Source organism: Mycobacterium paraffinicum (genome assembly GCF_001907675.1).
GTDB lineage: Bacteria > Actinomycetota > Actinomycetes > Mycobacteriales > Mycobacteriaceae > Mycobacterium > Mycobacterium paraffinicum_A.
This window is the reverse complement of sequence record NZ_MPNT01000007.1, coordinates 65,002-84,918: the sequence shown is the minus strand read 5'-3', so window position 1 is coordinate 84,918 and position 19,917 is coordinate 65,002. Positions and strand designations below refer to the sequence as shown.

Annotated in this window: 23 protein-coding genes; 8 read left to right on the top strand and 15 right to left on the bottom strand. The window is 66.7% G+C overall.

Annotation, left to right across the window (positions count from 1 at the left end; all coding sequences use genetic code 11):
* The first annotated feature begins 4 nt into the window (after window positions 1–4).
* Both BRW65_RS10085 and BRW65_RS32760 read left to right on the top strand, forming a co-directional pair.
* Window positions 5–1,990: an adenylate/guanylate cyclase domain-containing protein gene (locus tag BRW65_RS10085; RefSeq protein WP_208611782.1), complete on the top strand. Its 1,986-nt coding sequence runs from the start codon at window positions 5–7 to the stop codon at window positions 1,988–1,990.
* 111 nt (window positions 1,991–2,101) lie between these two features.
* The gene (locus BRW65_RS32760; protein WP_073874111.1) at window positions 2,102–2,350 is read left to right on the top strand and encodes a DUF3761 domain-containing protein; all 249 of its coding nucleotides are present in this window, start codon (window positions 2,102–2,104) and stop codon (window positions 2,348–2,350) included.
* Here the strand turns inward: BRW65_RS32760 and BRW65_RS10075 are convergent.
* The 9 genes from BRW65_RS10075 to BRW65_RS10035 all read right to left on the bottom strand — a co-directional run bounded on the left by BRW65_RS10075 (window position 2,286) and on the right by BRW65_RS10035 (window position 8,981).
* Entirely contained in the window at window positions 2,286–3,395 is a 1,110-nt protein-coding gene (locus BRW65_RS10075) for a DMT family transporter (RefSeq protein ID WP_073874109.1), read from the bottom strand. The genes BRW65_RS32760 and BRW65_RS10075 overlap by 65 nt on opposite strands.
* A gap of 33 nt (window positions 3,396–3,428) precedes the next feature.
* The gene (locus BRW65_RS32645; RefSeq protein ID WP_279627659.1) at window positions 3,429–3,563 is read right to left on the bottom strand and encodes a hypothetical protein; all 135 of its coding nucleotides are present in this window, start codon (window positions 3,561–3,563) and stop codon (window positions 3,429–3,431) included.
* Between the two features lie 578 nt (window positions 3,564–4,141).
* On the bottom strand, window positions 4,142–4,597 hold the full coding sequence (locus BRW65_RS10065; RefSeq protein WP_073874105.1) for a nuclear transport factor 2 family protein: 456 nt from the start codon (window positions 4,595–4,597) through the stop codon (window positions 4,142–4,144).
* Between the two features lie 76 nt (window positions 4,598–4,673).
* On the bottom strand, window positions 4,674–6,005 hold the full coding sequence (locus BRW65_RS10060; protein ID WP_073874103.1) for a cytochrome P450: 1,332 nt from the start codon (window positions 6,003–6,005) through the stop codon (window positions 4,674–4,676).
* A gap of 54 nt (window positions 6,006–6,059) precedes the next feature.
* On the bottom strand, window positions 6,060–6,479 hold the full coding sequence (locus BRW65_RS10055; protein ID WP_073874352.1) for a lipoprotein LpqH: 420 nt from the start codon (window positions 6,477–6,479) through the stop codon (window positions 6,060–6,062).
* 26 nt (window positions 6,480–6,505) lie between these two features.
* Window positions 6,506–7,339, bottom strand: a complete 834-nt coding sequence (locus tag BRW65_RS10050) for an SDR family oxidoreductase (RefSeq protein ID WP_073874101.1) — start codon at window positions 7,337–7,339, stop codon at window positions 6,506–6,508.
* A gap of 6 nt (window positions 7,340–7,345) precedes the next feature.
* A complete protein-coding gene (locus tag BRW65_RS10045; RefSeq protein WP_208611787.1) occupies window positions 7,346–7,819 on the bottom strand; it encodes an SRPBCC family protein in 474 nt (157 codons plus the stop codon).
* A 37-nt stretch (window positions 7,820–7,856) separates the two neighbouring features.
* Window positions 7,857–8,306, bottom strand: coding sequence for a resuscitation-promoting factor RpfC (gene rpfC / locus BRW65_RS10040; protein ID WP_208611781.1), 450 nt, complete (start codon window positions 8,304–8,306; stop codon window positions 7,857–7,859).
* A gap of 93 nt (window positions 8,307–8,399) precedes the next feature.
* Complete coding sequence (locus BRW65_RS10035; RefSeq protein ID WP_073874095.1) at window positions 8,400–8,981, bottom strand: chorismate mutase; 582 nt, start codon at window positions 8,979–8,981, stop codon at window positions 8,400–8,402.
* Between BRW65_RS10035 and BRW65_RS10030 the strand changes: the two genes are divergently transcribed.
* Window positions 8,974–9,654: a hypothetical protein gene (locus tag BRW65_RS10030; RefSeq protein ID WP_244168054.1), complete on the top strand. Its 681-nt coding sequence runs from the start codon at window positions 8,974–8,976 to the stop codon at window positions 9,652–9,654. The two genes, BRW65_RS10035 and BRW65_RS10030, sit on opposite strands and share 8 nt — an antisense overlap.
* A 73-nt stretch (window positions 9,655–9,727) precedes the next feature.
* On the opposite strand, the gene ag85B is transcribed toward BRW65_RS10030, so the two are convergent.
* Window positions 9,728–10,720: a diacylglycerol acyltransferase/mycolyltransferase Ag85B gene (gene ag85B, locus BRW65_RS10025; RefSeq protein ID WP_073874093.1), complete on the bottom strand. Its 993-nt coding sequence runs from the start codon at window positions 10,718–10,720 to the stop codon at window positions 9,728–9,730.
* Window positions 10,721–11,355: 635 nt separating this feature from the next.
* Between ag85B and BRW65_RS10020 the strand changes: the two genes are divergently transcribed.
* The gene (locus BRW65_RS10020) at window positions 11,356–12,456 is read left to right on the top strand and encodes a DUF7159 family protein (RefSeq protein WP_073874091.1); all 1,101 of its coding nucleotides are present in this window, start codon (window positions 11,356–11,358) and stop codon (window positions 12,454–12,456) included.
* 11 nt (window positions 12,457–12,467) lie between these two features.
* Here BRW65_RS10020 and BRW65_RS10015 read toward each other — a convergent pair whose 3' ends face one another.
* The 3 genes from BRW65_RS10015 to BRW65_RS10005 are packed head-to-tail and all read right to left on the bottom strand — an operon-like array spanning window position 12,468 to window position 15,337.
* A complete protein-coding gene (locus tag BRW65_RS10015; protein WP_073874089.1) occupies window positions 12,468–13,016 on the bottom strand; it encodes a YceI family protein in 549 nt (182 codons plus the stop codon).
* Between the two features lie 13 nt (window positions 13,017–13,029).
* Window positions 13,030–14,043 (bottom strand): alcohol dehydrogenase catalytic domain-containing protein, encoded by a 1,014-nt coding sequence (locus BRW65_RS10010; RefSeq protein ID WP_073874087.1) that lies wholly within the window; start codon window positions 14,041–14,043, stop codon window positions 13,030–13,032.
* 10 nt (window positions 14,044–14,053) lie between these two features.
* Window positions 14,054–15,337: a cytochrome P450 gene (locus BRW65_RS10005; protein ID WP_073874348.1), complete on the bottom strand. Its 1,284-nt coding sequence runs from the start codon at window positions 15,335–15,337 to the stop codon at window positions 14,054–14,056.
* Window positions 15,338–15,548: 211 nt separating this feature from the next.
* Here BRW65_RS10005 and BRW65_RS10000 point away from each other — a divergent pair, with 211 nt between their 5' ends.
* From BRW65_RS10000 to BRW65_RS09990, 3 genes are read left to right on the top strand one after another with little or no spacing between them, the layout of a single operon-like run.
* Window positions 15,549–15,947, top strand: coding sequence for a hypothetical protein (locus BRW65_RS10000; RefSeq protein ID WP_073874085.1), 399 nt, complete (start codon window positions 15,549–15,551; stop codon window positions 15,945–15,947).
* A gap of 11 nt (window positions 15,948–15,958) precedes the next feature.
* The gene (locus tag BRW65_RS09995; protein WP_073874083.1) at window positions 15,959–16,249 is read left to right on the top strand and encodes a hypothetical protein; all 291 of its coding nucleotides are present in this window, start codon (window positions 15,959–15,961) and stop codon (window positions 16,247–16,249) included.
* Window positions 16,250–16,305: 56 nt separating this feature from the next.
* Window positions 16,306–16,533 (top strand): hypothetical protein, encoded by a 228-nt coding sequence (locus tag BRW65_RS09990; RefSeq protein WP_073874081.1) that lies wholly within the window; start codon window positions 16,306–16,308, stop codon window positions 16,531–16,533.
* 22 nt (window positions 16,534–16,555) lie between these two features.
* Here the strand turns inward: BRW65_RS09990 and BRW65_RS09985 are convergent, their stop codons facing one another.
* Both BRW65_RS09985 and BRW65_RS09980 read right to left on the bottom strand, forming a co-directional pair.
* A complete protein-coding gene (locus BRW65_RS09985; RefSeq protein ID WP_067276101.1) occupies window positions 16,556–17,686 on the bottom strand; it encodes a nitronate monooxygenase in 1,131 nt (376 codons plus the stop codon).
* Window positions 17,687–17,797: 111 nt separating this feature from the next.
* A complete protein-coding gene (locus BRW65_RS09980; RefSeq protein ID WP_073874079.1) occupies window positions 17,798–18,262 on the bottom strand; it encodes a hypothetical protein in 465 nt (154 codons plus the stop codon).
* A gap of 221 nt (window positions 18,263–18,483) precedes the next feature.
* On the opposite strand from BRW65_RS09980, the gene BRW65_RS09975 reads away from it, so the two are divergent.
* A complete protein-coding gene (locus BRW65_RS09975; RefSeq protein ID WP_073874076.1) occupies window positions 18,484–19,851 on the top strand; it encodes an HNH endonuclease signature motif containing protein in 1,368 nt (455 codons plus the stop codon).
* Window positions 19,852–19,917: the final 66 nt, after the last annotated feature.

Here is a 19,917-nt window from a genome sequence, read left to right as displayed (position 1 = left end):
AAGTGTGGACTCACGCCGCGGATCGCGGGTGCGCACGGCGAACTGGCTCATGCACATGGCGTTGCCGATGCTGGCGCTGTGGCTGCTGCTCGATCAACCGAGGGTCGATCTGGAATGGGACAACCGGGTAGCGCACTTCGTCCTGGTACTGACCGCTTCCGTGGTCAGCGTGGTGTTGGGCGTCCTGATCTCCCGGGCGGCTCGCGCTCGGGACGACGCTCGCCTTTGGTTGGTGTCACTCGTGTTCACGACGACCGCCGGCTTTTTCGGGGTGCACGCCCTCGTCACGCCCGGTGTACTGCTGAACACCTCCGATGCCGAGTTCATGCTGCCGACCCGCCTGGGTCTGGTGTTGTCGGGGGCGGTGGCGCTGGCGTCGGCGATCAAGTTCACCCCGGCCAGAAGCGCCACGCTTTGGTCGTCGCGTCGCGCGTTGTCGCTGCTGACGTGGGCATTGATGGCGTCAAGCGCAGTGGTGATCGGGTCCGGTCTGCTCGACAGACTGCCGGATCAGCTGCTGGTCGAGCGGGTGGAACAGCTCGCCGCCCTGACCGGCAGCGCGCTGTTCGCCTTGGCCGCACTCGCGTACCTTCCCCTCTACCGCCGGCGCCCCGCGGTGGTCGTCATGTCGGTGCTGACCGCCTTCGTCCTGCTGGCCGAGGCGGCTGTGGCGTTGGCGTTCGGGATGAGTTGGCATGCCTCCTGGTGGCTGTGGCACCTGCTCATGACAACGGCCTTCTGCTTCATCGCCTACAGCGCCCGTGTCCAGTTCCGCCGCGAAGGCTCGACAACGGGGTTGTTCGATGCGCTGGCCACCCAGCAGACCATCGCCGCCCTCCGCCAGGACTACGCAGCCGCATTGGAGGCGATGGTCGACATTCTGCAGCGCAGGGAACATGGCGAACCGGTGGCGCCGGGTGCCGCGGCCGCCGCGCTCGCCGACAGGTTCGAGCTGTCCGAGCAACAGGTTGCGGTGCTCAAACGCGGCGCGGAAGCACTCGGCTCCGAGCGTGAGCGTGTCCGCAAGCTCGGCGCACTCGTCGATCTGGGTCAGGCGTCCAGCATCATTCAGGACGAGGACGCGCTCCTCGAGCGGGTGATGGCGGCGATCGCGGACGCCTTCCCGGGTGACCGATTTCGGCTGGGGCTCATGCGTTCCGGCGGCCTCGCCTTTCCAAACGACGCGGCCGACGACGGCGCGCTCGAGCTTCCCCTACTCGTCAAGGGTCAGGTCGCCGGCGTGATCGAGGCGTATCGACCGGGCGGCGAGTTCGCCGAAGCCGACGTCGCGCTGCTGCGGTCGTTTGCCGCCCAGTCGTCCATCGCATTGGAAAACGCCCGGCTCTATCGCGATCTGGACGGCTTGTTCCGCAGCTACATGTCGCCCGCCGTGGCCACCGCGCTGCTGGCCGATCCGGATCAGGCGGGGCTGGGTGGTGCCATCACGGAGGTGACGGTGCTGATGGCGGACCTGCACGGGTTCACGGGCTTCGCCGAAGCCACCTCACCCGACCGGGTGGTCACGATGCTGAACACCTACTTCGGGGCGATCGTTCCGGTCATCCTCGACGGCGGCGGCACCGTCTTGCAGTTCGTCGGCGACGCGGTGATGGCGCTCTGGGGCGCTCCGATGCGCCAACCCGATCACGCGATGCGGGCCGCCCACGCCGCGATTGCCCTGCACGCCGCCGTCGAGGAGGCGGCCGCCGGGCATCCCGACTGGCCACGCTTTCGGGTCGGCGTCAACACCGGGCCGGCGCTGGTAGGCAACATCGGCGCCCCGCAGATGCGAAGCTTCACCGCTATCGGGGACGCCATGAACCTGGCCGCGCGGCTGGAGAGCCTCGCCGAGCCCGGCCAGGTGATACTCGGCGCGAGCACCGCGGCGGCGCTTGGGTGCGCCGCCCGGGTCAGCAGCCGGGGTTCAGTGCAGGTGAAGGGCAAGCGCGACGCGGTCGAGGTCTTCGTGCTGCATGGACTGGCGGACTGATCCCGGGAATTTCTTCAATTCCCGATGTGATCAACTGCCCGTCGGCATACGCTCCGATCGACGAATCGGGCAACGTCACCAAACACATCAAACAGGAAAGGGTTTGGGGGCATGTTGTTCCGAGCAACTCTTGTCGCCGCGGCCGTCGCGGCAGCCGCCGGTGGGATGGCGGCACCGGCCTACTCGTCTCCCGGCTGTTATATCGCCAGTTCCGGTGACTGCGTGCCGTATCCGCAGCAGGGCCCGTCACAGCCGCCGGGTGCCACCGCGCAATGCGTGGACGGCAGCTGGTCGTTCAGCGAACACCCGCATTCAGGCGGCACGTGTCATGGACACGGGGGAGTCCAGCAGTACTTGTAGCGATCGGCGATGACCGGCGCCGCTGGCAGCGACCGGATGGACGAAGGACGAGGGGTGACCACCCGGATGCCAAGCGCCGGCATCGCCGAACATCTTGTAGTGCAAGGGGATTAACGTCAGACCAAGGCCGTCGCGCCGAAAACCCAGCTGGTGTCGGCATCGGCGAGGTGTCCGCGTTTTGCTCGCTGAACGTCCGCGTGTGGGCCTCGCCGCGGGCTAGAGCCACTATCGCGACAATCACCACTATCGCCGCCGATGCCATGACGATCATGCCCACACCATTGGCCTTGAGGGTCTCGCCGAGCACCACGATGCCCAGAACCGATGCCACGGCTGGTTTGGCCACGGTCACCGACGGCATTGAGGCGGTCAGCGCACCAGCGCGAAACGAGGACTGCTGAAAGACCATCCCCGCCAACGCCGCCAGTATCCAGACATAGAATTCCGGCGCGCACAGCAGCGCCCCGAAACCATGTCCGGCCGCCGCGACGACGGCTTTGGTTAGCACCGCGAACAGGGCCAGCGACGAACCGGCCACCACCGCCAGCAGTACCGCCGCACGCGGACCGGGCCAAATGCGCGCACCCAGGACACAGAACACCAGTAGCGGACCCCACACCAGGGCCACCACAGTCCAGGTTGTCAGCGACCCCTGCGACTGTCCGGCCTTCGGGTCTCCAACGGTGACGACCACCGCCAAAGCGACGGCGAGCACCGTCGCCCACATCCACTGCCGGCGGGTCACCCGCTGATGGGTCAGCCGCGCATTCACCGGCAAGGCGAATAGCAGCGCCGTCACCTGCAGCGCCGTCACCAACATCACCGACCCGACCGCCAGCGCGGCGGCTTGCAGGCTGTAGTTGGCAACGGCTCCCCCGCCGCCAATCCACCACCGGGTGTCGCGCAACGACATGCGGAACAATTCCCAGTGGCCGACTGGTTCGTCGGCGACCTCATGCGCGGACCGTTGACGGCTCACGGCGCCGATCGCGGATGCCAGCGCGGCGCACAGGGCGAGCACAACCGCGATCTCCGACTTCAACACGGGACCTCCTCAAGATGCCGAGATCACTTCGGGCTAGACCCCGAAGTAGACGCCGTAGCTACTCGTCGCGAGCGCTTTCAACAGCCACAGGACCAGCGCGGTCCCAGCCAAGGTGCCCCCAGTCACAGCCACGATGAAGGCGGCCCGGAAGCTCCTGGAGAGCGCCACGCGGAGAGGGTTCTGCTGGTCGACGGCAGTCGACCGGTGGAACCTACTGGCGGTCATGGCATTGTCGTTGCCTAATCCATGACGAGTCATGAAGGAAATGGTGATCGACGAAGCACTCTTCCGGAATGACCGGGAAGCCAGATTGGGTTGCCTCGGGGGATAGAGTTTCCTATCCATTTGGTAAGCATCGCGTGATCGAGTGCAACCAGCTTCGGTTGTCGCGCCCGGCCTGAAGTCGTCAGACGACCGCACCCGAAACCTCTGATTTTTTTGGCGCCGCAGTTACTCGTCGCGAGTACCGCCATCGCGCAGCATCGCGAGCGTGACCCGCCCCGCGCCGGGGCCTCATTGGCTAGACGGAACCAGTGCACCCAGGAAGCGGATCGGAAGAGATCTCGCCCTCCTCCGCCATGACCCGACATACTTGAAAGCGGTTGTCCAACCTGCCACGGCGACAACGTGATTGGTGGCGCCGAAGCGTTTCTCAGTCTGGCTAGCCGGCCCTGGACCTTCCGCTTCGTCAGTTTGGGGGAGTGCTTGTGCGCTCACACCAGGAGAGAAATGAGTGAACGAGTCTGCTAGACCAAGGCGCTCGCGTCGAAAACCCAGCTGGTGTCGGCATTCGCGAGGTTCTCGAAGTGGTTCGGGGGAGCGAAGGCCACCAACGAGTTCATGTCCCAATAGTCCTTCCAGACCGTGACCTTGGCCCCGCCCTCCTGCAAGGCGACCTTGTGGACCGTCACGAACCTCAGCACACCTTGTTCGCCCGTCGTGAATGTCCATGTCTCGGAGTGCTCGTAGAGCACGTCGGAACCGTTGGACACCAGCACGCCGTCGTGATTCTCGTAGCCCGCCAACGGCTCAAGACCCATCTTCAGCCGCTTGACGATGTCTTCGGGTCCGCGCGCCGACAGCGCCGGCACCGGCATGTCGACATAGAGGCAGTCATCGGACAGGAACGTCTTGACCGCCTCCCAGTCCCGCCGCGAGAGCGCCTGCCACAGCCCGAGAACGACTTCCTCGACCGAGATCATAGATACGTCTGTCATAGCGCAAATAAACTCGGTTACCGGACGGGTGTCAACCGCGCCGATCCCTAGCCGCCGATCCCTAGCCGTTGACGTGAGCCATCGACCGCGCCGGGCCCAGCGTCACCGGCAGCGACGACCAGCCCCGCAGCACGCGGGTGTCGCGCCTGCTGCCCGCGCCCGCCGCGCGCACCTCGGGGAAGCGGTCGAAGAACGTGCGCAGGCCCACTTCGCCCTCGGCGCGCGCCAGCGCGGCGCCCAGGCAGAAGTGCCGGCCGCCCGAGAACGCGAGATGCCTTCCGGCGTTGGGTCGTTCGATGTCGAAGCGGTGCGGATCGTCGAAGACGGACGGGTCGCGGTTGGCGGCGGCCAGATAGACCAGCACCAGATCGTCCCGCCGGAGCCGCGCGCCGGCAAGCTCGACGTCGCCCAACGCCATCCGCGCGGTCAGCTGCACCGGCGACTCCAGCCGCAGGATCTCCTCGACGGCGTTGGGCCACAGCTCGGGGCGGCGGCGCAGGGTGTCGAGGCGGTCGGGGGCGTCCAACAGCATGCGAATGCCGTTGCCCAGCAGGTTGACCGTCGTCTCGAATCCGGCGGCCAACACCAGCCCGGCGATGGCCTGAAGCTCGTTGGAGTCCAAATACGTTTCGGCGGAGCCACTTTCGGCTATCTGAATCAACTGGCTCATGAGGTTGTCGCTCGGGTCGCGTCGCAGCCGGCTCAGGTGCTCGGCGAGCCAGGAGCTGAAGCCGGCCAGCCCTCGCTGCACGCTGCGGTACTGCCGCCACGTCAGCCCGATGTCGAGGCTCGGCGCGGCGAGCTCACCGAACTCCAGCACCCGCCGCCGGTCCGGCTCGGGCACGCCGAGGATGTCGCTGATGATCGCGACCGGAAGCTGCGAGCAGTACCGTCCCACGATGTCGACGACCGGGGAGGCGCCGGATTCGGCGGCCAGCCGGTCCAACAGGTCGGTGGCGGTCTGCTCCACGCGGTCTCGCAACGCGGCGACCGCCCGGGAAGTGAACACCGCCGACACCGTCTTGCGATAACGGGTGTGGTCCGGCGGCTCGACGGCGAGCAGCGAGGGCGCGCGAAGCGGGTGCAGCAGGTCGTCGCGGGTGCGGCCCTCCAGCCACCGCAACGGCCCCGGCAGATTCGCGCCGAACATCACCACGCGGAAATCGTCGGAGCGCAGCAGCTCATGGGCGAGCGCATGATCGGCCGTCAGGTAACTGACGCGGCCCTTGACCAGCGGCCCCGCGGCCCGCAGTTCGTCGTAATAGGCCACGGGATTGGCGGCCACCTCCGGGTCGGCGATCAGCCTGGCATGTAGGTCTCCCCGCCGGACCCCGAGCCGCGCGACGCCGCGGATGAATCCGTGCATCGCCAACCAGTGCAGTCGGTCCTTCACCGGCCCCTCCGTCGATCGATGTCTTTCGAGCGTAGGCCGCCACCCCCGATCGGGTCAGCACTCGGCGCTGATCTTGAACTCGGTCGTGACGACCTTGTTGGGGTTGCTGCTGTTGATGCCGTAGGCGCTGCCCGTGATCGTGTACGCGTCGTTGGTGACCTCGGCGTGCGCGTCGCCGACCCCGCCTTCCCAGAAGCTGCCGGTGAACCCGTCGACGTTGCGGATCTTGACCCACTGGGGCATCACCCGGTAACCACTGGTGAGCACCACGGCCTCGACGCCGCCGTCGTGGTCCTTGATGTCGATGGTCCGGTACTGCTGGTTCTGGCTGCACGACGGTGGTCGTGTGCTGTGCGTGGCGCCGTCGATGGTCAGGCGGGCCGCTTTGCGCGGCGTGGTCTGCGCCTGACCGCACCCCGCGAGGCCGACACCGGCGATCACGAGGAAGACGACCGCGAGTAACCGGTTTCGCACCGGTGCACCTCCTTCATTGCCGATCTTCATTGCCGATCCGGCATCATCCTGGGTAGCGACTTGACGATGCTGCGTCGCACGAACTCCGGACTCAGGCCCTTGAACAAGTCGATCAACCGAATGCCCTTGGGCACATACCAATGCAACCGCTTGGGGTGGTGATAAGCCTGCCACGCGGTTTCCGCCACGCTGCTTGCCGGCATCAACCGGAGGATGCCCTTCTTGGGCGCGGTGGCACGCAGCTCCTCCGCCGTCATCGGCGCGCGGCCGTCGTTGGAGTGATTCGTCGTCGTGGTCAGGATGGCGGTGTCGATCAGACCGGGCAGCACGTCGGCGACGCGGACCCCGTGTCGCTGCCACTCGACGCTGAGCGCCTCGGTCAAGCCCTTGACCGCGTGCTTGGTCGACGAATACACGGCGAGGCGCGGCATGCCGTAGGTCGCCGACGAGGACGACGTCGAGAACATCAGGCTGCCCGGGGTCTTCTTCAAATACGGCAACGACGCGTAGGCGCCCGTCAGCACGGCCTTGTAGTTGATGTCGACGACGCGCATGGCGGCCTCGTAGGGCACGTCCTCGAACCATCCGGACTCGCCGATGCCGGCGTTGTTCCACATCATGTCGAGGCCGGCGCCGGTGTTGCCGGCGCAGAAGTCGGCCAAGGCGCCCTCCAGGGCCGCCTTGTCGGTGACGTCGACTTGGCGCGTCCACAGCCGGTCGCCGCCCAGTTCCTGTTGGAGCGTCGCCAACCCGTTCTCGTTGCGGTCCACGGCACCGACCCGCCAGCCCTTGGCGTGGAAGAGTTTTGCGCCCTCGCGCCCCATGCCGCTGCCCGCGCCGGTGATGAAGACCGATTTCACGGCGCGTCAGCCCGCCTCGACCACATCTTTGATCCGGTTCAGCGTCTTGGTCATGTCGCGGACGTTGCGGCGCTTGCGCAGAAAACCGCCGAACAGCCAATAGAGGCCGAGCCACGGCGCGGGGCTGAGCCGGAACGACTCGGTCACGTCCGTGCCGCCGCCGCTGGGCGCCATCCGGTAGTGCCAGTTGTTGACCGCCCGATCACCGAGCAGCACCGCGAAACCGAACTCACGACTGGGTTCGCATGCGGTGACCTCGCAGGTTGTCCAATACACCGGCCCGATCTCGTTGCGCCGAACGTGCCCGCGGAATTTGGCGCCGAGGGCCGGGCCGCTTGCATCACCCAGCCACTCGGCTTCGAATACTTCCGGGGAGAACCGTCCGATGTTGCGAACGTTCGCGATGAGATCCCAGATCTTGTCCGCGGGCGCCGCCATATGAACAGTCGCCGAACCTTCCATGCGCTGATCCAAACACAGCTTCCCGCGCGGTCATAGACCGCGACGGTGTTGATCGTCAGTGCGGAGCCGCCGCCTGGATCAGCCCGTTGATGATCTCCTTGATGCCCTGCGCGGGGTGCGAGTACCAACCGATCGGCAGGCCCGACTGCGCGCCGCACTTCGGCCACGCCTCCACGCCTTGGTCGGCGAAAACCCGATTGGCCACGGCGATTTGCTGCTCCCTGGTTGCGGCCGCCGGGTTGCCGACACCGCCGTATGCGGCCCAGGTGGCCGGCTTGAATTGGAGCCCACCGTATTCACCGTTCCCGGTGTTGGCGTGCCAGTTGCCACCGGACTCACACTGAGCGACCGCGTCCCAGTTTGGGGTGGGGGCGGAGGTGGCGATACCGGTGGACGAAGCTATCGACGCTGCAACGAACCCGCCGACCGCCAGGGACTTGACGAGAGACTTGCAGAGAATTTTCATGTGATGGATTTCGGCCGCCGTGGCCAAAGCGTTACCCATTCGAAAATGGTGCGAGATATGCCTTCCAGCTGCGGAAATGGCCTTATTGCGGCGCAGAAAGAAAATGTTAGAAACCGATGAGGAAAAAATAAATTATTGCTGGCAATATGACTGGGTTGCTAACGCCAGCGCCCGCTGATAGAGGGCGTCCAGCCGCCGCGTACGGACGACGCCGCCCCTGGCGAGGTCGAGCTGCGCGGGGCAGGCCGGCGAATGCAGCAGGTCCCAGTTGGCCACCATCTGGTTCAGCATCGTCTGGTTGAGGTCGTCGATCGCCGACCGTGACGCCGTCAGGTCCGCCGACTGGGTCGGCGCGCCCGCGGGATCGAGCTTCCAATCCGCGAACCGGCTGTATTCGATGCCCTCGGTGGCGCTGATTTGGTCGCCGAACGCCTTGGTGACGTAGTCGGGGTCGACCTGCCGGGCGGAAGCCTGGTTTGCCAAGTTGGCGAGTTCTTGCTGGATGCGGTCTGGGTCTTCGATAGGTCCGTGCGTGTGCCACTTGAACGCGGCCACCGGCTCGGCGATTTGTAACCGCCGCGCGGCGGCGTCGACCAACTCGGTGAGCGCACCGGAGTCGTCGGCCGCGGCCGGCGAGGCAACCAGCACCGCCAACGTGCCGACGACGACGCCGCAGCGCGCAGTCAGCGTGACGCGGCGGCCGGTCATGACCATGATTCTGCGGCAGTCGCGGGCGGATGGGCACTTCGGAGTTAGCCTGAAAGTGCTGATGTCGTCGACCATGGGCAGTCGCGGCCCGCAGCGCGTAGGCGGGAAGCGCGGAAAGTCGTTGCGTTCGAAGCAGATTCGGGCGCTGATCGCGGCTGCGCTGGCGGTCCCCATGTTGCTGGGTGCGGCGATCCTGATGCTCGATCGCCTGCATTCGACGCCCGCCGACACGCTCGACCATCCCTCCAGCCCGGTGAGTGACGACCAGTCGAGGGCTCAAGTCGTCCAGTCGGCGCAGGGCGTCGTCGCCGCGGCGGCCTTGCGGACGTCGTCGGCCGGCTACTCGCTGATGTCCTGCAAAAACCGCGACGACCCGCCGTATCAAGGCGCGGTCTACCTGACGTTCTCGGTGCCGACCGCAACGCAGACCGACACATACTTCGCCCGAATCGCCGCCACGCTGACCGACCACGGCTGGACCGAGGGCCTACCGCCCAACAATCACGCCTTCGCCAAGACGCTTACCAAGGACGCCGTCACGGTGATCGTCTACCGGCACGACGACGAGCCCAACGTGGGCGTGCTCCGCGTCTACGGCCAATGCCGGAACATGACCGATCATCACGCGGACGCGACGGCCTGGACGGACATCACCGGCGAGTTCGCCAGGCCGAGCTGATCGGGCCCATAACGCACTACTGCGCCCGACGGCGTCGTCGTCGGGCGCAGCAGCGACCTCGGGGCAGGTGAGGTTATCCGCCGCCGCCGGGAGTGGCACCCAAGGTGCCCTGCAGGTCCGGCTTCATGGCGTTGAGCTGAGCTCCCCAGTACTCCCAGCTGTGCGTGCCATTCGCGTTGAAGTTGAACACCGCGTTGTGGCCCCCGGCCGCGTTGTACTGGTCCTGGAACTTCAGGTTGCTGCTGCGCACGAAGTTCTCCAGGAACTCGGCGGGCATGTTGGCCCCGCCCAGCTCCGACGGGGTGCCGTTACCGCAGTAGACCCAGAGGCGGGTGTTGTTGCCGACCAGCTTGGGAATCTGCAGCGTGGGATCGTTGCGCTGCCACGCGGGGTCGCTCGACGGGCCCCACATGTCGCTGGCCTTGTAGCCGCCGGCGTCACCCATGGCGAGGCCGATCAGCGACGGGCCCATACCCTGCGACGGGTCCATCAGGGCCGACAGCGAACCGGCGTAGACGAACTGGTTGGGGTGGTAGGCGGCCAGGATCAGCGCCGAGGAGCCCGCCATCGAGATGCCGACCGCGGCGCTGCCCGTGGACTTGACGCTCTTGTTGGAGGCCAGGTACTGCGGCAACTCACTGGTCAGGAAGGTTTCCCATTTATAGGTGGAGCAACCCGCCTTGCCGCAGGCCGGGCTGTACCAGTCGCTGTAGAAGCTGGACTGACCACCGACGGGCATGATGATCGACAGGCCCGACTGGTAGTACCACTCGAACGCGGGCGTGTTGATGTCCCAGCCGTTGTAGTCGTCCTGGGCCCGCAACCCGTCGAGCAGGTAGACCGCGGGGGAATTGTTGCCGCCGCTTTGGAACTGGACCTTGATGTTGCGGCCCATACCCGCCGATGGCACCTGCAGGTATTCGACGGGCAGACCCGGGCGCGAAAACGCCCCCGCGGTAGGCGCGCCGCCGGCAAGACCGATCAGGCCCGGCAGCGTCACAGCCGCTGCCGCACCGACTAATAGCCGGCGCCCCCAGGCCCGGACCTTCTCGCGCACTTCTGTCATACCTGCCCCTTGTCGTATGTGATGGCGGTCTCAGCAGGAATTTACCGGGTGAATAGGCCGAATGTCGATCGGGACGCGAGGACATCCCGATTTGGTATCGCTTTTTCGCCGTCAATTTCGCGGCCGGGATAAGGGCACCGCAGAAGTACCCGCCGGCCGGTTCACCACCCGCGCCACCAGCGCCCGGCTCAAAACGCCTGGCAGCGGTCCCAGGACCGGTTTTAACTCAGTGCACAAAGCCCCATTTTCCGGTCCCGCCAGTACGGCAAACCCCTTCCGCCCCCTTCCACGGGGCCCAACTGCCGGGGAAAGTCGATTCAGTAGCCAAGACCGATTCAGTCCACGACCTTTATCGCCGCGAACGCATCCGGGGGTTTCCCGGCGCGGTGGGCCGTCGCTCACCAGCGCGTCCCGGGCAGCATCGGTGGTTGTCGTCCCGGGCGGGCGTCCAACGAAGGCCGAACCGGGGCAGCCGGACTTGCACCGACCGCGTAGGCTCTCACGGAGCAAGCCGATGGAGACCACATTTTCTCGGTCCGTTCCGGCTCTCACGAACCACCTCACCAGGGGATTCACTGGTGCGCGTCGGTTTGGGTGAGGGTGTCGGAGGCCCGGGACCGATTGGGGCATAAGTTTTGGACACGGTACTTGGGCTATCAGTGACGCCGACCGCCATTGGCTGGGTCCTCGCTGAAGGACACGGCGCGGACGGCACCATCCTGGACCACCGAGAGCTGGCACTGGACGCCGGTCGCGGGGTGCGATCCCTCAGTACCGCAGAGCAAGTAGCCGACGAGGTATTGCGGGTGGAAGCGCAGGCGGCCGCCAGCGATCACCGGCTGCGGGTCGTCGGAGTGACCTGGAACGACGACGCGTCCGCGCAGGCAGCGCTGGTGCTCGAAGCGCTCACCGACGCGGGCCTCGACAACGTCGTACCGGTCCGTGCGCTCGACGCCGTCGAGACCTTGGCGCAGGCCATCGCGCCGGTCATCGGCTACGAGCAGACCGCCGTCTGTCTCCTCGAACGCGACGGGACGACCGTTGTCATGGTCGACACCCACAACGGGGAGACGCGGACAGTCACCAAGCAGGTGGGCGGTGGTCTCGACGGCCTGACCCGCTGGCTGCGCGGCATGTTCGACCGCGTTGGCTGGCAGCCGGGCGGGGTTGTCGTCGTCGGCCCGCACTGCGACGACGGTTTCTCCTGGCAACTCGAAAAGACGCTGCCCGTACCGGTTTTCGTGCAAACGATGGCGCAGGTAACCATCGCGCGGGGCGCGGCGCTGACCGCCGCCCGAAGCACCGAGTTCACCGACGAGCAGCTGGTGGAGCACACCAGTGCACCCGCCGCGCCCGCACCACCGCGCAAGCTCTCGTACGCCGGCGCCGTCACCACCCTGGCCGCCGGAGTGGTCACCTTCGTCTCCTCGTTATCGCTCGCCGTGGGTATGCAGCTGGCCCCGGCCAGCCAGCCGGCGCCTCGACACGCGGTGCAGCCGCCCACACCGCAAATCGCCGAAGCCGTGGCGCCGCCCCCGGTCGTCGCGCCGCTGACCCCGCAGGCGAAGGTTCCCGCGGGAGAACCGATTACGGAATCCGCCGCCCCGGAGGTCCAGCAGCCCGACGCCGCTACCCCGCAGCCCTACCTGACCAGGGTTCTCGAGCACATACCGGCCGACGCCGGTGAGCCGACGGGCGACTCGGCGCCACAAGCCCCCGTGCAGCCGCAGCCCTGACGTCGCGCCGCTCAGGCGTCCTTCGCGTGAGTGGCGGTGAAGGACAACGCAACGTCGTCGGCGACCTGCAGCGAACCCATCAGCAGTGAGTACGGCTTGATGCCGTAGTCGGTCTGCCGGACCGTGGACTCGGTGGACATGCGCCACGCGTCCCCGAGATCCTCTGTGCGCAACTCGATCACGTGGTCCCGCGTCTTTCCCCGCACGGTGAGTTCGCCGTTGAGCCGGTACCCGTCGCCGGTCTTGTCGACGGCCCGTGTGACGAAGCGGATCTCCGGAAACCGGCTGGCATCCAACGACTTCAAGGCGTTGGACCGCACCAGGGCCTTCTCGGGCGCAGACAGTCCCTTGACGCCGCCCTCGCCGCGCAGCACCTCTAGCGAGTCCGTCTCGACCACAAGCTCGACGGTGGCCGGTTCGGAACCGGCCCAGCTCACGGTGGCGTGCCAGCGGGTCATCGCGATCGTGAGTCGGTGACCCATCCGGGCGGCGCGGCCTTGGACTCCCGTGGCGAGCAGCAGTTCGCCGTCGGACGCGTTCAAGCTCCACTCGCCGGTCATAGGCCGACTGTAATCACATCGTCAGGACCGTGCGGTAGTGCGCGCGTCCCTGCTCCAACGCCGCGTACCCCTCGGCGGCCTGCGAGAGCGGCAGCTCCTCGATCCACGCCCGTACCCCGGACAGGACGGCGAAATGCATCGTGTCTTCAACGTCTTTCGCCGTTCCGGAGGGATGACCGACGATGCTGATCCCCGGGCCGATGAGGTCGACGGGGCGGATCGGCAACGGTTCTGGGGTGACGCCGATCGTGACGAGTTCGCCCTGTGGCGAGATCCCGCCGACGGTGGCGGCCATCGCCGGCGAGTTGCCGGCGGTCGCCAGCACGACCGACGCTCCGCCCAGGGCCCGCAGCGCTTCCGCGGGATCGCCGGCGGTGGAGTCGATGTAGTGGTGGGCGCCCAACTTCCGGGCGTCCTCCTCTTTGTCGCCGCCGCGAGCGATGGCGATGGTCTGGAAACCCATCGCCCGGGCGAACTGCACCCCCAGGTGGCCGAGCCCGCCGACACCGAGGATGGCGACCCGGTCGCCGGGCACCGCCTTGGTATGACGCAGCGCGTTGTAGGTGGTAACGCCGGCGCAGCCCATCGGAGCGGCTTCCGCGTCGGAAAGCCCTTCCGGTATCCGGGCAAGCGCACTGCCCGGGACGGTCACCGATTCCGCATATCCGCCCGGATATTGGTAACTCGGGACCTTCCCGTTCTCGCAATGGATGAAGTGGCCTTTGCGGCATTCGTCGCAGTGGTAGCAGCACCCGCCGAACCACCCGACCGCGACGCGATCGCCGACGGCAAAACCCTCGACTCCCGCACCGAGTTCGGCGATCGTTCCGGCGATTTCGTGCCCGGGCGTCAACGGCCACGCCATCCCCGGGAAACTACCGGCGACGAAGTGTACGTCCGTGCCGCAGATTCCACACGCGGTGACGTTTATCCGCGCCTCATCGCGTCCCGGTGGCTTGGTTTCGACATCGACCAGTTCCAACGGTGCCCCGGCCGACTTTACGTGAACAGCTCGATGGGTTGCCATGCAGTTGAGGCTACTGTGCGGCAGGGGATTTCGCGCCGTCGGTGTGGTAGTCGACCTGCCAGTGCTTGATCCCGTTGAGCCAGCCGGACCGCAGCCGCTCGGGCTTTCCGATCGATTCCAGGTTAGGGATGCCATCGGCGATGGCGTTGAACATCAGGTCGATGGTCATGCGCGCCAGGTTCGCGCCGATGCAGTAGTGCGCGCCGGTCCCACCGAAACCCACGTGCGGGTTGGGGTCGCGCAGGATGTTGAAGGTGAACGGGTCGTCGAAGACGTCCTCGTCGAAATTGGCTGAGCGGTAGACCATTACCACCCGTTGGCCCTTCTTGATCTGCACGCCGGACAATTCGTAGTCCTGAAGCGCGGTGCGCTGGAACGACGTCACCGGGGTGGCCCACCGGACGATCTCGTCGGCCGCGGTGGCGGGGCGCTCGGACTTGAACAGCTCCCACTGATCGGGAAAGTCGGTGAAGGCCATCATGCCCTGGGTGATGGAGTTGCGGGTGGTTTCGTTGCCGGCCACGGCCAGCAGGATGACGAAGAAGCCGAACTCGTCGTCGGAGAGCTTGTGCCCGTCGATGTCCGCCTGCACCAGCTTGGTGACGAGGTCTTCGCCCGGATTCTTCGCACGGTCGGCGGCCATCTGCATGCCGTACATGATGAGTTCGACGGAAGCGGTGATGGCGTCGTTGTTGGCGAACTCGGGGTCCTGGTCGCCGACCATCTCGTTGGACCAGTGGAACAGCTTCTTGCGTTCTTCCTGTGGCACGCCCATCAACCCGGCGATGGCCTGCAGCGGCAGCTCGCACGAGACCTGCTCGACGAAGTCACCGCGACCCTGGGCGGCGGCCTCCTCGACGATGCGCCGGGCGCGCTCGGCGAGGTCACCGCGCAGGCGCTCGATGGAACGGGGGGTGAATGCCCGCGAGATGATCTTGCGCAGCCGGGTGTGTTGCGGGGCGTCCATGTTGAGCAAGACGAACTTGCCGCGTTCGACCTGCTCGCCGACCGTGCCGTCCTTATAGCGCGGCAGCGCGGTCTTCTCCAGGCTGGAAAAGACGTCGCTGCGCAGCGAGACCTCTTTGACGTCCTTGTGCTTGGACACCACCCAGAAGCCGCCGTCGTCGAATCCGCCGGCCCCCGTCGGCTGCTCGTTCCACCAGATCGGCGCGGTCCGCCGCAGTTCGGCCAGTTCCTCGACCGGCAACCGCTCGGCGTGGACGTCCGGATCGGTGAAGTCGAATCCGGGCGGGAGATTCGGGACCGGCTTGGCGGTTGGTTCGACGGTTGGCATGGCCCGCTCCTCGATCACGAAGTGGTCTAGTCGTCTTTGTGCAAATAAACCATTGCCGCACCACGGTTGGGAAGCGTTGGCACAAGATCGCCGAGCACAAATTGGAACGTGTTCCTCGTTCCCGGGCCGCGCGGCCGATACGGTCTTGTGGCCGGCGGCCCGATGGATATGCTTTGGTGCAGGTCACCGGCGACGACAGGCGGGGTGGAACATGATTCGGGAACTGCTCAGCGCGGCTTCGGTAGCGGGCATTGCGATTGGCATGGCGCCGAGCGCCGCCGCCGGATACGACGGCGATGTGCCGGGGATGAACTACCAGGCGTCGTTGGGTGCGCCGTGCGACAACTATGAGAGCTTTATCTTCGGCCGGGGCCCCAGCGGCCAGGCCGAGGCGTGCCACTTTCCTCCGCCCAACCAGTTCCCGGCGGCCACCACCGGATATTGGGTGATCTCCTATCCGCTGTACGGGGTGCAGCAGGCCGGCGCGAAGTGCCCTGGGCCGCAGGCGGCGGCGCAGTCTGATCGCGGGCTGCCCATGCTCTGCCTGGGCGAGCGGGGGTGGCAGGAGGGCTGGTTCACCGGGGCGGGATTCTTCCCTCCCGCCGGATGAGTCGCTGAATCATGAACGACGGCCGGCCCGGCGACAACCTCGTCCCGCGCTGGCTGCGGTTCGTCCTCGCGTCCGATCGTGCCGGCTCGGCGTGGTACGTCGGGACGGGATTCTTTTTCGCTCCGGTCCTCGCGGTGCTGTCGCCGTGGCCCGCCGTCACCGCGGTGCTGTGGGGCATCATCGGGATAACCGGGCTGTGGCTCGGCCTGCTGGGGATCGCGATGGCCGTCGGCCTGGCGCGAATATTGCGGTCTGGGGCCGAAATCCCCGAGGACTACTGGCGCAGCCTGGTGAACTACTAGCCCGGCGCAGCCCGGCTAGAGTCATAGCAACCGTCCTGCGACTAGAGGAGATCGAGATGGGCTTCACCCCGAAGGATGCGGTCGACGCGGCCAGGGACATCGCCACCAACGCGGTCGAAAAGGCCTCCGACATCGTCGAACACGCCAGCGACATCATCCGCGGTGACATCTCCGGCGGCGCCAGTGGGATCGTTCAGAACTCGATCGAGATCGGCACGTACGCCGTCGACCGGACGAGGGAGATGTTCAGCGGCCGCGACGCGCTCGACGACGACGAGGTCTAGTCCCGCCGTCAGACGTCAGACGTCAGACGGAGGCGGCCTCGTTGAGCTCGTCCAGCCGGTTGGTCGCTTCCAGGTACTCCTGGACCCAGCGCTCGATGACCGTCGCCGTCTTCTCCACCTTGGTGAACTGACCGACGACCTGACCGACCGGATTGAACGCGACGTCCACGCTCTCGTTGGGGTACCTGTTGGTGGCCCGCACCGCCATGCCGGAAACCATGTACTGCAACGGCATACCGAGCGGCTTCGGGTTGTCCGGCTGCTCCCACGCCTCGGTCCAGTCGTTGCGCAACATGCGCGCCGGCTTACCGGTGAACGACCGGCTGCGGACGGTGTCCCGGCTGCCCGCCTTGACATAGGCCTGCTGCTGAACCGGGGTGTTCGAGGATTCCTCGACCATCAGCCACTGCGAGCCGGTCCATGCCCCTTGGGCCCCCAGCGCCAGCGCCGCCGCGATCTGCTGGCCGCTGCCGATACCACCGGCCGCCAGCACCGGCACCGGGGCGACTTCCTTGACCACCTGCGGCCACAACACGATCGAGCCCACCTCACCGCAGTGGCCGCCGGCCTCACCGCCCTGGGCGATGATGATGTCGACGCCCGCGTCCGCGTGCTTGCGGGCCTGTGACGGCGAGCCGCACAGCGCCGCCACCTTGAGCCCGGCGTCGTGAATGTGCTTGATCATGTCGGCCGGGGGAGTGCCGAGCGCGTTGGCGATCATCTTCACCTTGGGGTGCTTGAGCGCCACCTCGACCTGGGGCGTGGCCGTCGCCTCGGTCCACCCGAGGAGCTGCAGGCTGTCGCCATCGCTGTCCTCGATCGGCACGCCGTGGTCGGCGAGGATCTTCTTGCCGAAGTCGAGGTGCTCCTGGGGCACCATCTTGCGCAGCGTCTCGGCGAGTTCTTCGGCCGAGAGGTGCGAGTCCATGCCCTCGTACTTGTTCGGGATGACGATGTCGACGCCATAGGGGTGGTCGCCGATGTTCTCGTCGATCCAGTTGAGTTCGATCTCCAGCTGCTCGGGCGTGAAGCCGACCGCGCCGAGGACCCCGAACCCCCCGGCCTTGCTGACCGCGACCACGACATCACGACAGTGGGTGAACGCGAAAATCGGAAACTCAATACCAAGCTCATCGCAGATGGCGGTGTGCATGCCTACTCCTGGGGCGCGGCCGAATTGAAACGTGTTCTAGTTTAGTACGCACGGCATTGACGTGGCCAGGGGGTCCTGACCTGCGTTTTGTCACTACGACCCGTCGGCCGCTCAAACCGCCACGCTGCGCGCGACCCACAGCAGCGCGAACGCGGACATGCAGCCGGCGCAAACCAGGTGATCCCGGCAAACGGAGCGCGCCAGCCGGGTCTGCTCGGGCGGACCGTCCGTCCGTCGCCCGAGCCGCACGGCGTCGGGGACGGTCTGGGTCAGCGCCAGCATGATCGCAAGCCCGGCGAGCCCGGCCGACAGCACCAGCAGCCACCACGGTTCCAGCCCACGGGCGGACTCGTAGGTCAACGCCCCCAATAGAATTACCATCACGACGGCGATCAGCCGGCTCATCGGGCGAGACGTGGTGGTCGCGCGATGGTAGTAAGCCGCGATGGAGGCGAGCACCTCCTCAGGCAGATCCATTGGCGCGGAACGGAAGCGGAGCACCTGCACGTCGAAGATCAGATCCATCCAGAGGACGGCGAGCAGGAATCCGGCGCAGGCCGTGAGTACCGAGGCCATGACGATTCCTCCATCTGCGGCTCGCTGGGAGCACGCGTCGACGTGGACCCCATTGTTTCCCAGCGCCGCGTCGAAATGGAATCACTTCTGCCACTTCAGTTTCAGGGGTGTGGCGCGGGGCAGGGCGGGGCAACCGCGACGGTCTCATTCGGGGCCCTCCACCACCCCTCCTCGGTCGCTTGGCCCGGGGAGTTGTCGGTGGCCAGGCATATCATTCGAACATGCGTTCGAGTAGTCGCGAGGAGATCGCCGCGGATTACGCCGCGCTGAGTGACGCCGTCTCCCGCGTACTCGGCCATTCCTACGATGCGCTGACCACCCCGGAACGCTTCGCCCACCTCGAACTGCTGGAACGCGAAGTGCGACGGCTACCCGCGGCCGGCCACGAGCTGATCAACCAGATCGACAGCCAAGCCAACCCGGCCGAACTCGGCGGCAAGTTCGCCCACGTGCTGTCCGACCGGCTACGGATCACCCGCGGCGAAGCCCATCGCCGGATCGCTGACGCCCGCACCCTCGGCGCACGGCGCACACTGACCGGCGAACCACTCGCGCCGCGGTATGCGGCCACCGCGGCGGCCCAACGCGCCGGCCATATCGGCGCATCCCACCTCACGGTCATCCACCGCTTCTTCGACGAGCTGCCGAGCTGGGTCGACGACCCCACCCGCGAAGCCGCCGAGGCCGACCTCGCCCGCTGGGCCGGCGTGCAGCGCCCGGAAGGCCTGCGAAAAGTCGCCGATCGCATCACCTGCTACCTCAACCCCGACGGACAGTTCACCGACCAAGACCGCGCGCGCCGCCGCGGCCTGACCCTGGGCACCCAGGACGGCGACGGCATGTCGCGCCTCAGCGGTTGGCTGACCCCCGAAGCCCGCGCCACCTGGGAGGCGGTGCTCGCCAAACTCGCCGCACCCGGCATGTGCAACCCCGACGACGACACCCCGGTCATCGATGGCGCCCCGCCCGAAGAGGCGGTGCAGCGGGACACCCGCACGGCCGCACAGCGCAACCACGACGGCCTCAACGCCGCATTGAGAGCAACGCTGGCAAGCGGCAAACTGGGCCAGCACAACGGCCTGCCGGCCTCCATCGTCGTGACCACCACTCTCGCCGAGTTGGAAGCCGCCGCCGGTAAGGGCTTGACCGGCGGGGGCACCATCTTGCCGATGTCCGACGTGATCCGCCTGGCCCGCCACGCCCATCACTACTTGGCCGTCTTCGACAAGGGTGAAGCGGTGGCGCTCTATCACGGCAAGCGTCTGGCCTCGCCCGGCCAGCGAATTGTCCTGTACGCCAAGGACCGCGGCTGTTCCCATCCCGGTTGTGATGTACCGGGCTACTACTGCGAAGTCCACCACGTCCAAGTCTGGGCGGACACGCACCGCACCGACATCGACCAACTCACCCTGGCCTGCGGACCGCACCACCGGCTCCTCGAGAAGGGCTGGACCACCCGAAGACGTGCCGACGGCGAAACCGAATGGATACCACCACCACACCTTGACCGCGGGCGACCGCGCACCAACACTTTCCACCACCCCGAGAAGCTGATGTCAGGCGGGGACGAGGACGACGACCCGCCGTAGCGGCCACACTATTGATCCGCTCCGTGGCCAGCGGGTAGCGTAGTGCTGCCAATTACGACACGGTAC

Bases quoted from the DNA above. Each gene is read 5' to 3' on its own strand.
- BRW65_RS32760 (WP_073874111.1), top strand. From the start codon at position 2,102: ATGTTGTTCCGAGCAACTCTTGTCGCCGCGGCCGTCGCGGCAGCCGCC.
- BRW65_RS10065 (WP_073874105.1), bottom strand. From the start codon at position 4,597: ATGATCTCGGTCGAGGAAGTCGTTCTCGGGCTGTGGCAGGCGCTCTCG.
- rpfC (WP_208611781.1), bottom strand. From the start codon at position 8,306: ATGGGTAACGCTTTGGCCACGGCGGCCGAAATCCATCACATGAAAATT.
- BRW65_RS10030 (WP_244168054.1), top strand. From the start codon at position 8,974: ATGACCATGATTCTGCGGCAGTCGCGGGCGGATGGGCACTTCGGAGTT.
- BRW65_RS10035 (WP_073874095.1), bottom strand. From the start codon at position 8,981: ATGGTCATGACCGGCCGCCGCGTCACGCTGACTGCGCGCTGCGGCGTC.
- ag85B (WP_073874093.1), bottom strand. From the start codon at position 10,720: ATGACAGAAGTGCGCGAGAAGGTCCGGGCCTGGGGGCGCCGGCTATTA.
- BRW65_RS10015 (WP_073874089.1), bottom strand. From the start codon at position 13,016: ATGACCGGCGAGTGGAGCTTGAACGCGTCCGACGGCGAACTGCTGCTC.
- BRW65_RS10010 (WP_073874087.1), bottom strand. From the start codon at position 14,043: ATGGCAACCCATCGAGCTGTTCACGTAAAGTCGGCCGGGGCACCGTTG.
- BRW65_RS10005 (WP_073874348.1), bottom strand. From the start codon at position 15,337: ATGCCAACCGTCGAACCAACCGCCAAGCCGGTCCCGAATCTCCCGCCC.
- BRW65_RS10000 (WP_073874085.1), top strand. From the start codon at position 15,549: ATGATTCGGGAACTGCTCAGCGCGGCTTCGGTAGCGGGCATTGCGATT.
- BRW65_RS09995 (WP_073874083.1), top strand. From the start codon at position 15,959: ATGAACGACGGCCGGCCCGGCGACAACCTCGTCCCGCGCTGGCTGCGG.
- BRW65_RS09990 (WP_073874081.1), top strand. From the start codon at position 16,306: ATGGGCTTCACCCCGAAGGATGCGGTCGACGCGGCCAGGGACATCGCC.
- BRW65_RS09985 (WP_067276101.1), bottom strand. From the start codon at position 17,686: ATGCACACCGCCATCTGCGATGAGCTTGGTATTGAGTTTCCGATTTTC.
- BRW65_RS09980 (WP_073874079.1), bottom strand. From the start codon at position 18,262: ATGGCCTCGGTACTCACGGCCTGCGCCGGATTCCTGCTCGCCGTCCTC.
- BRW65_RS09975 (WP_073874076.1), top strand. From the start codon at position 18,484: ATGCGTTCGAGTAGTCGCGAGGAGATCGCCGCGGATTACGCCGCGCTG.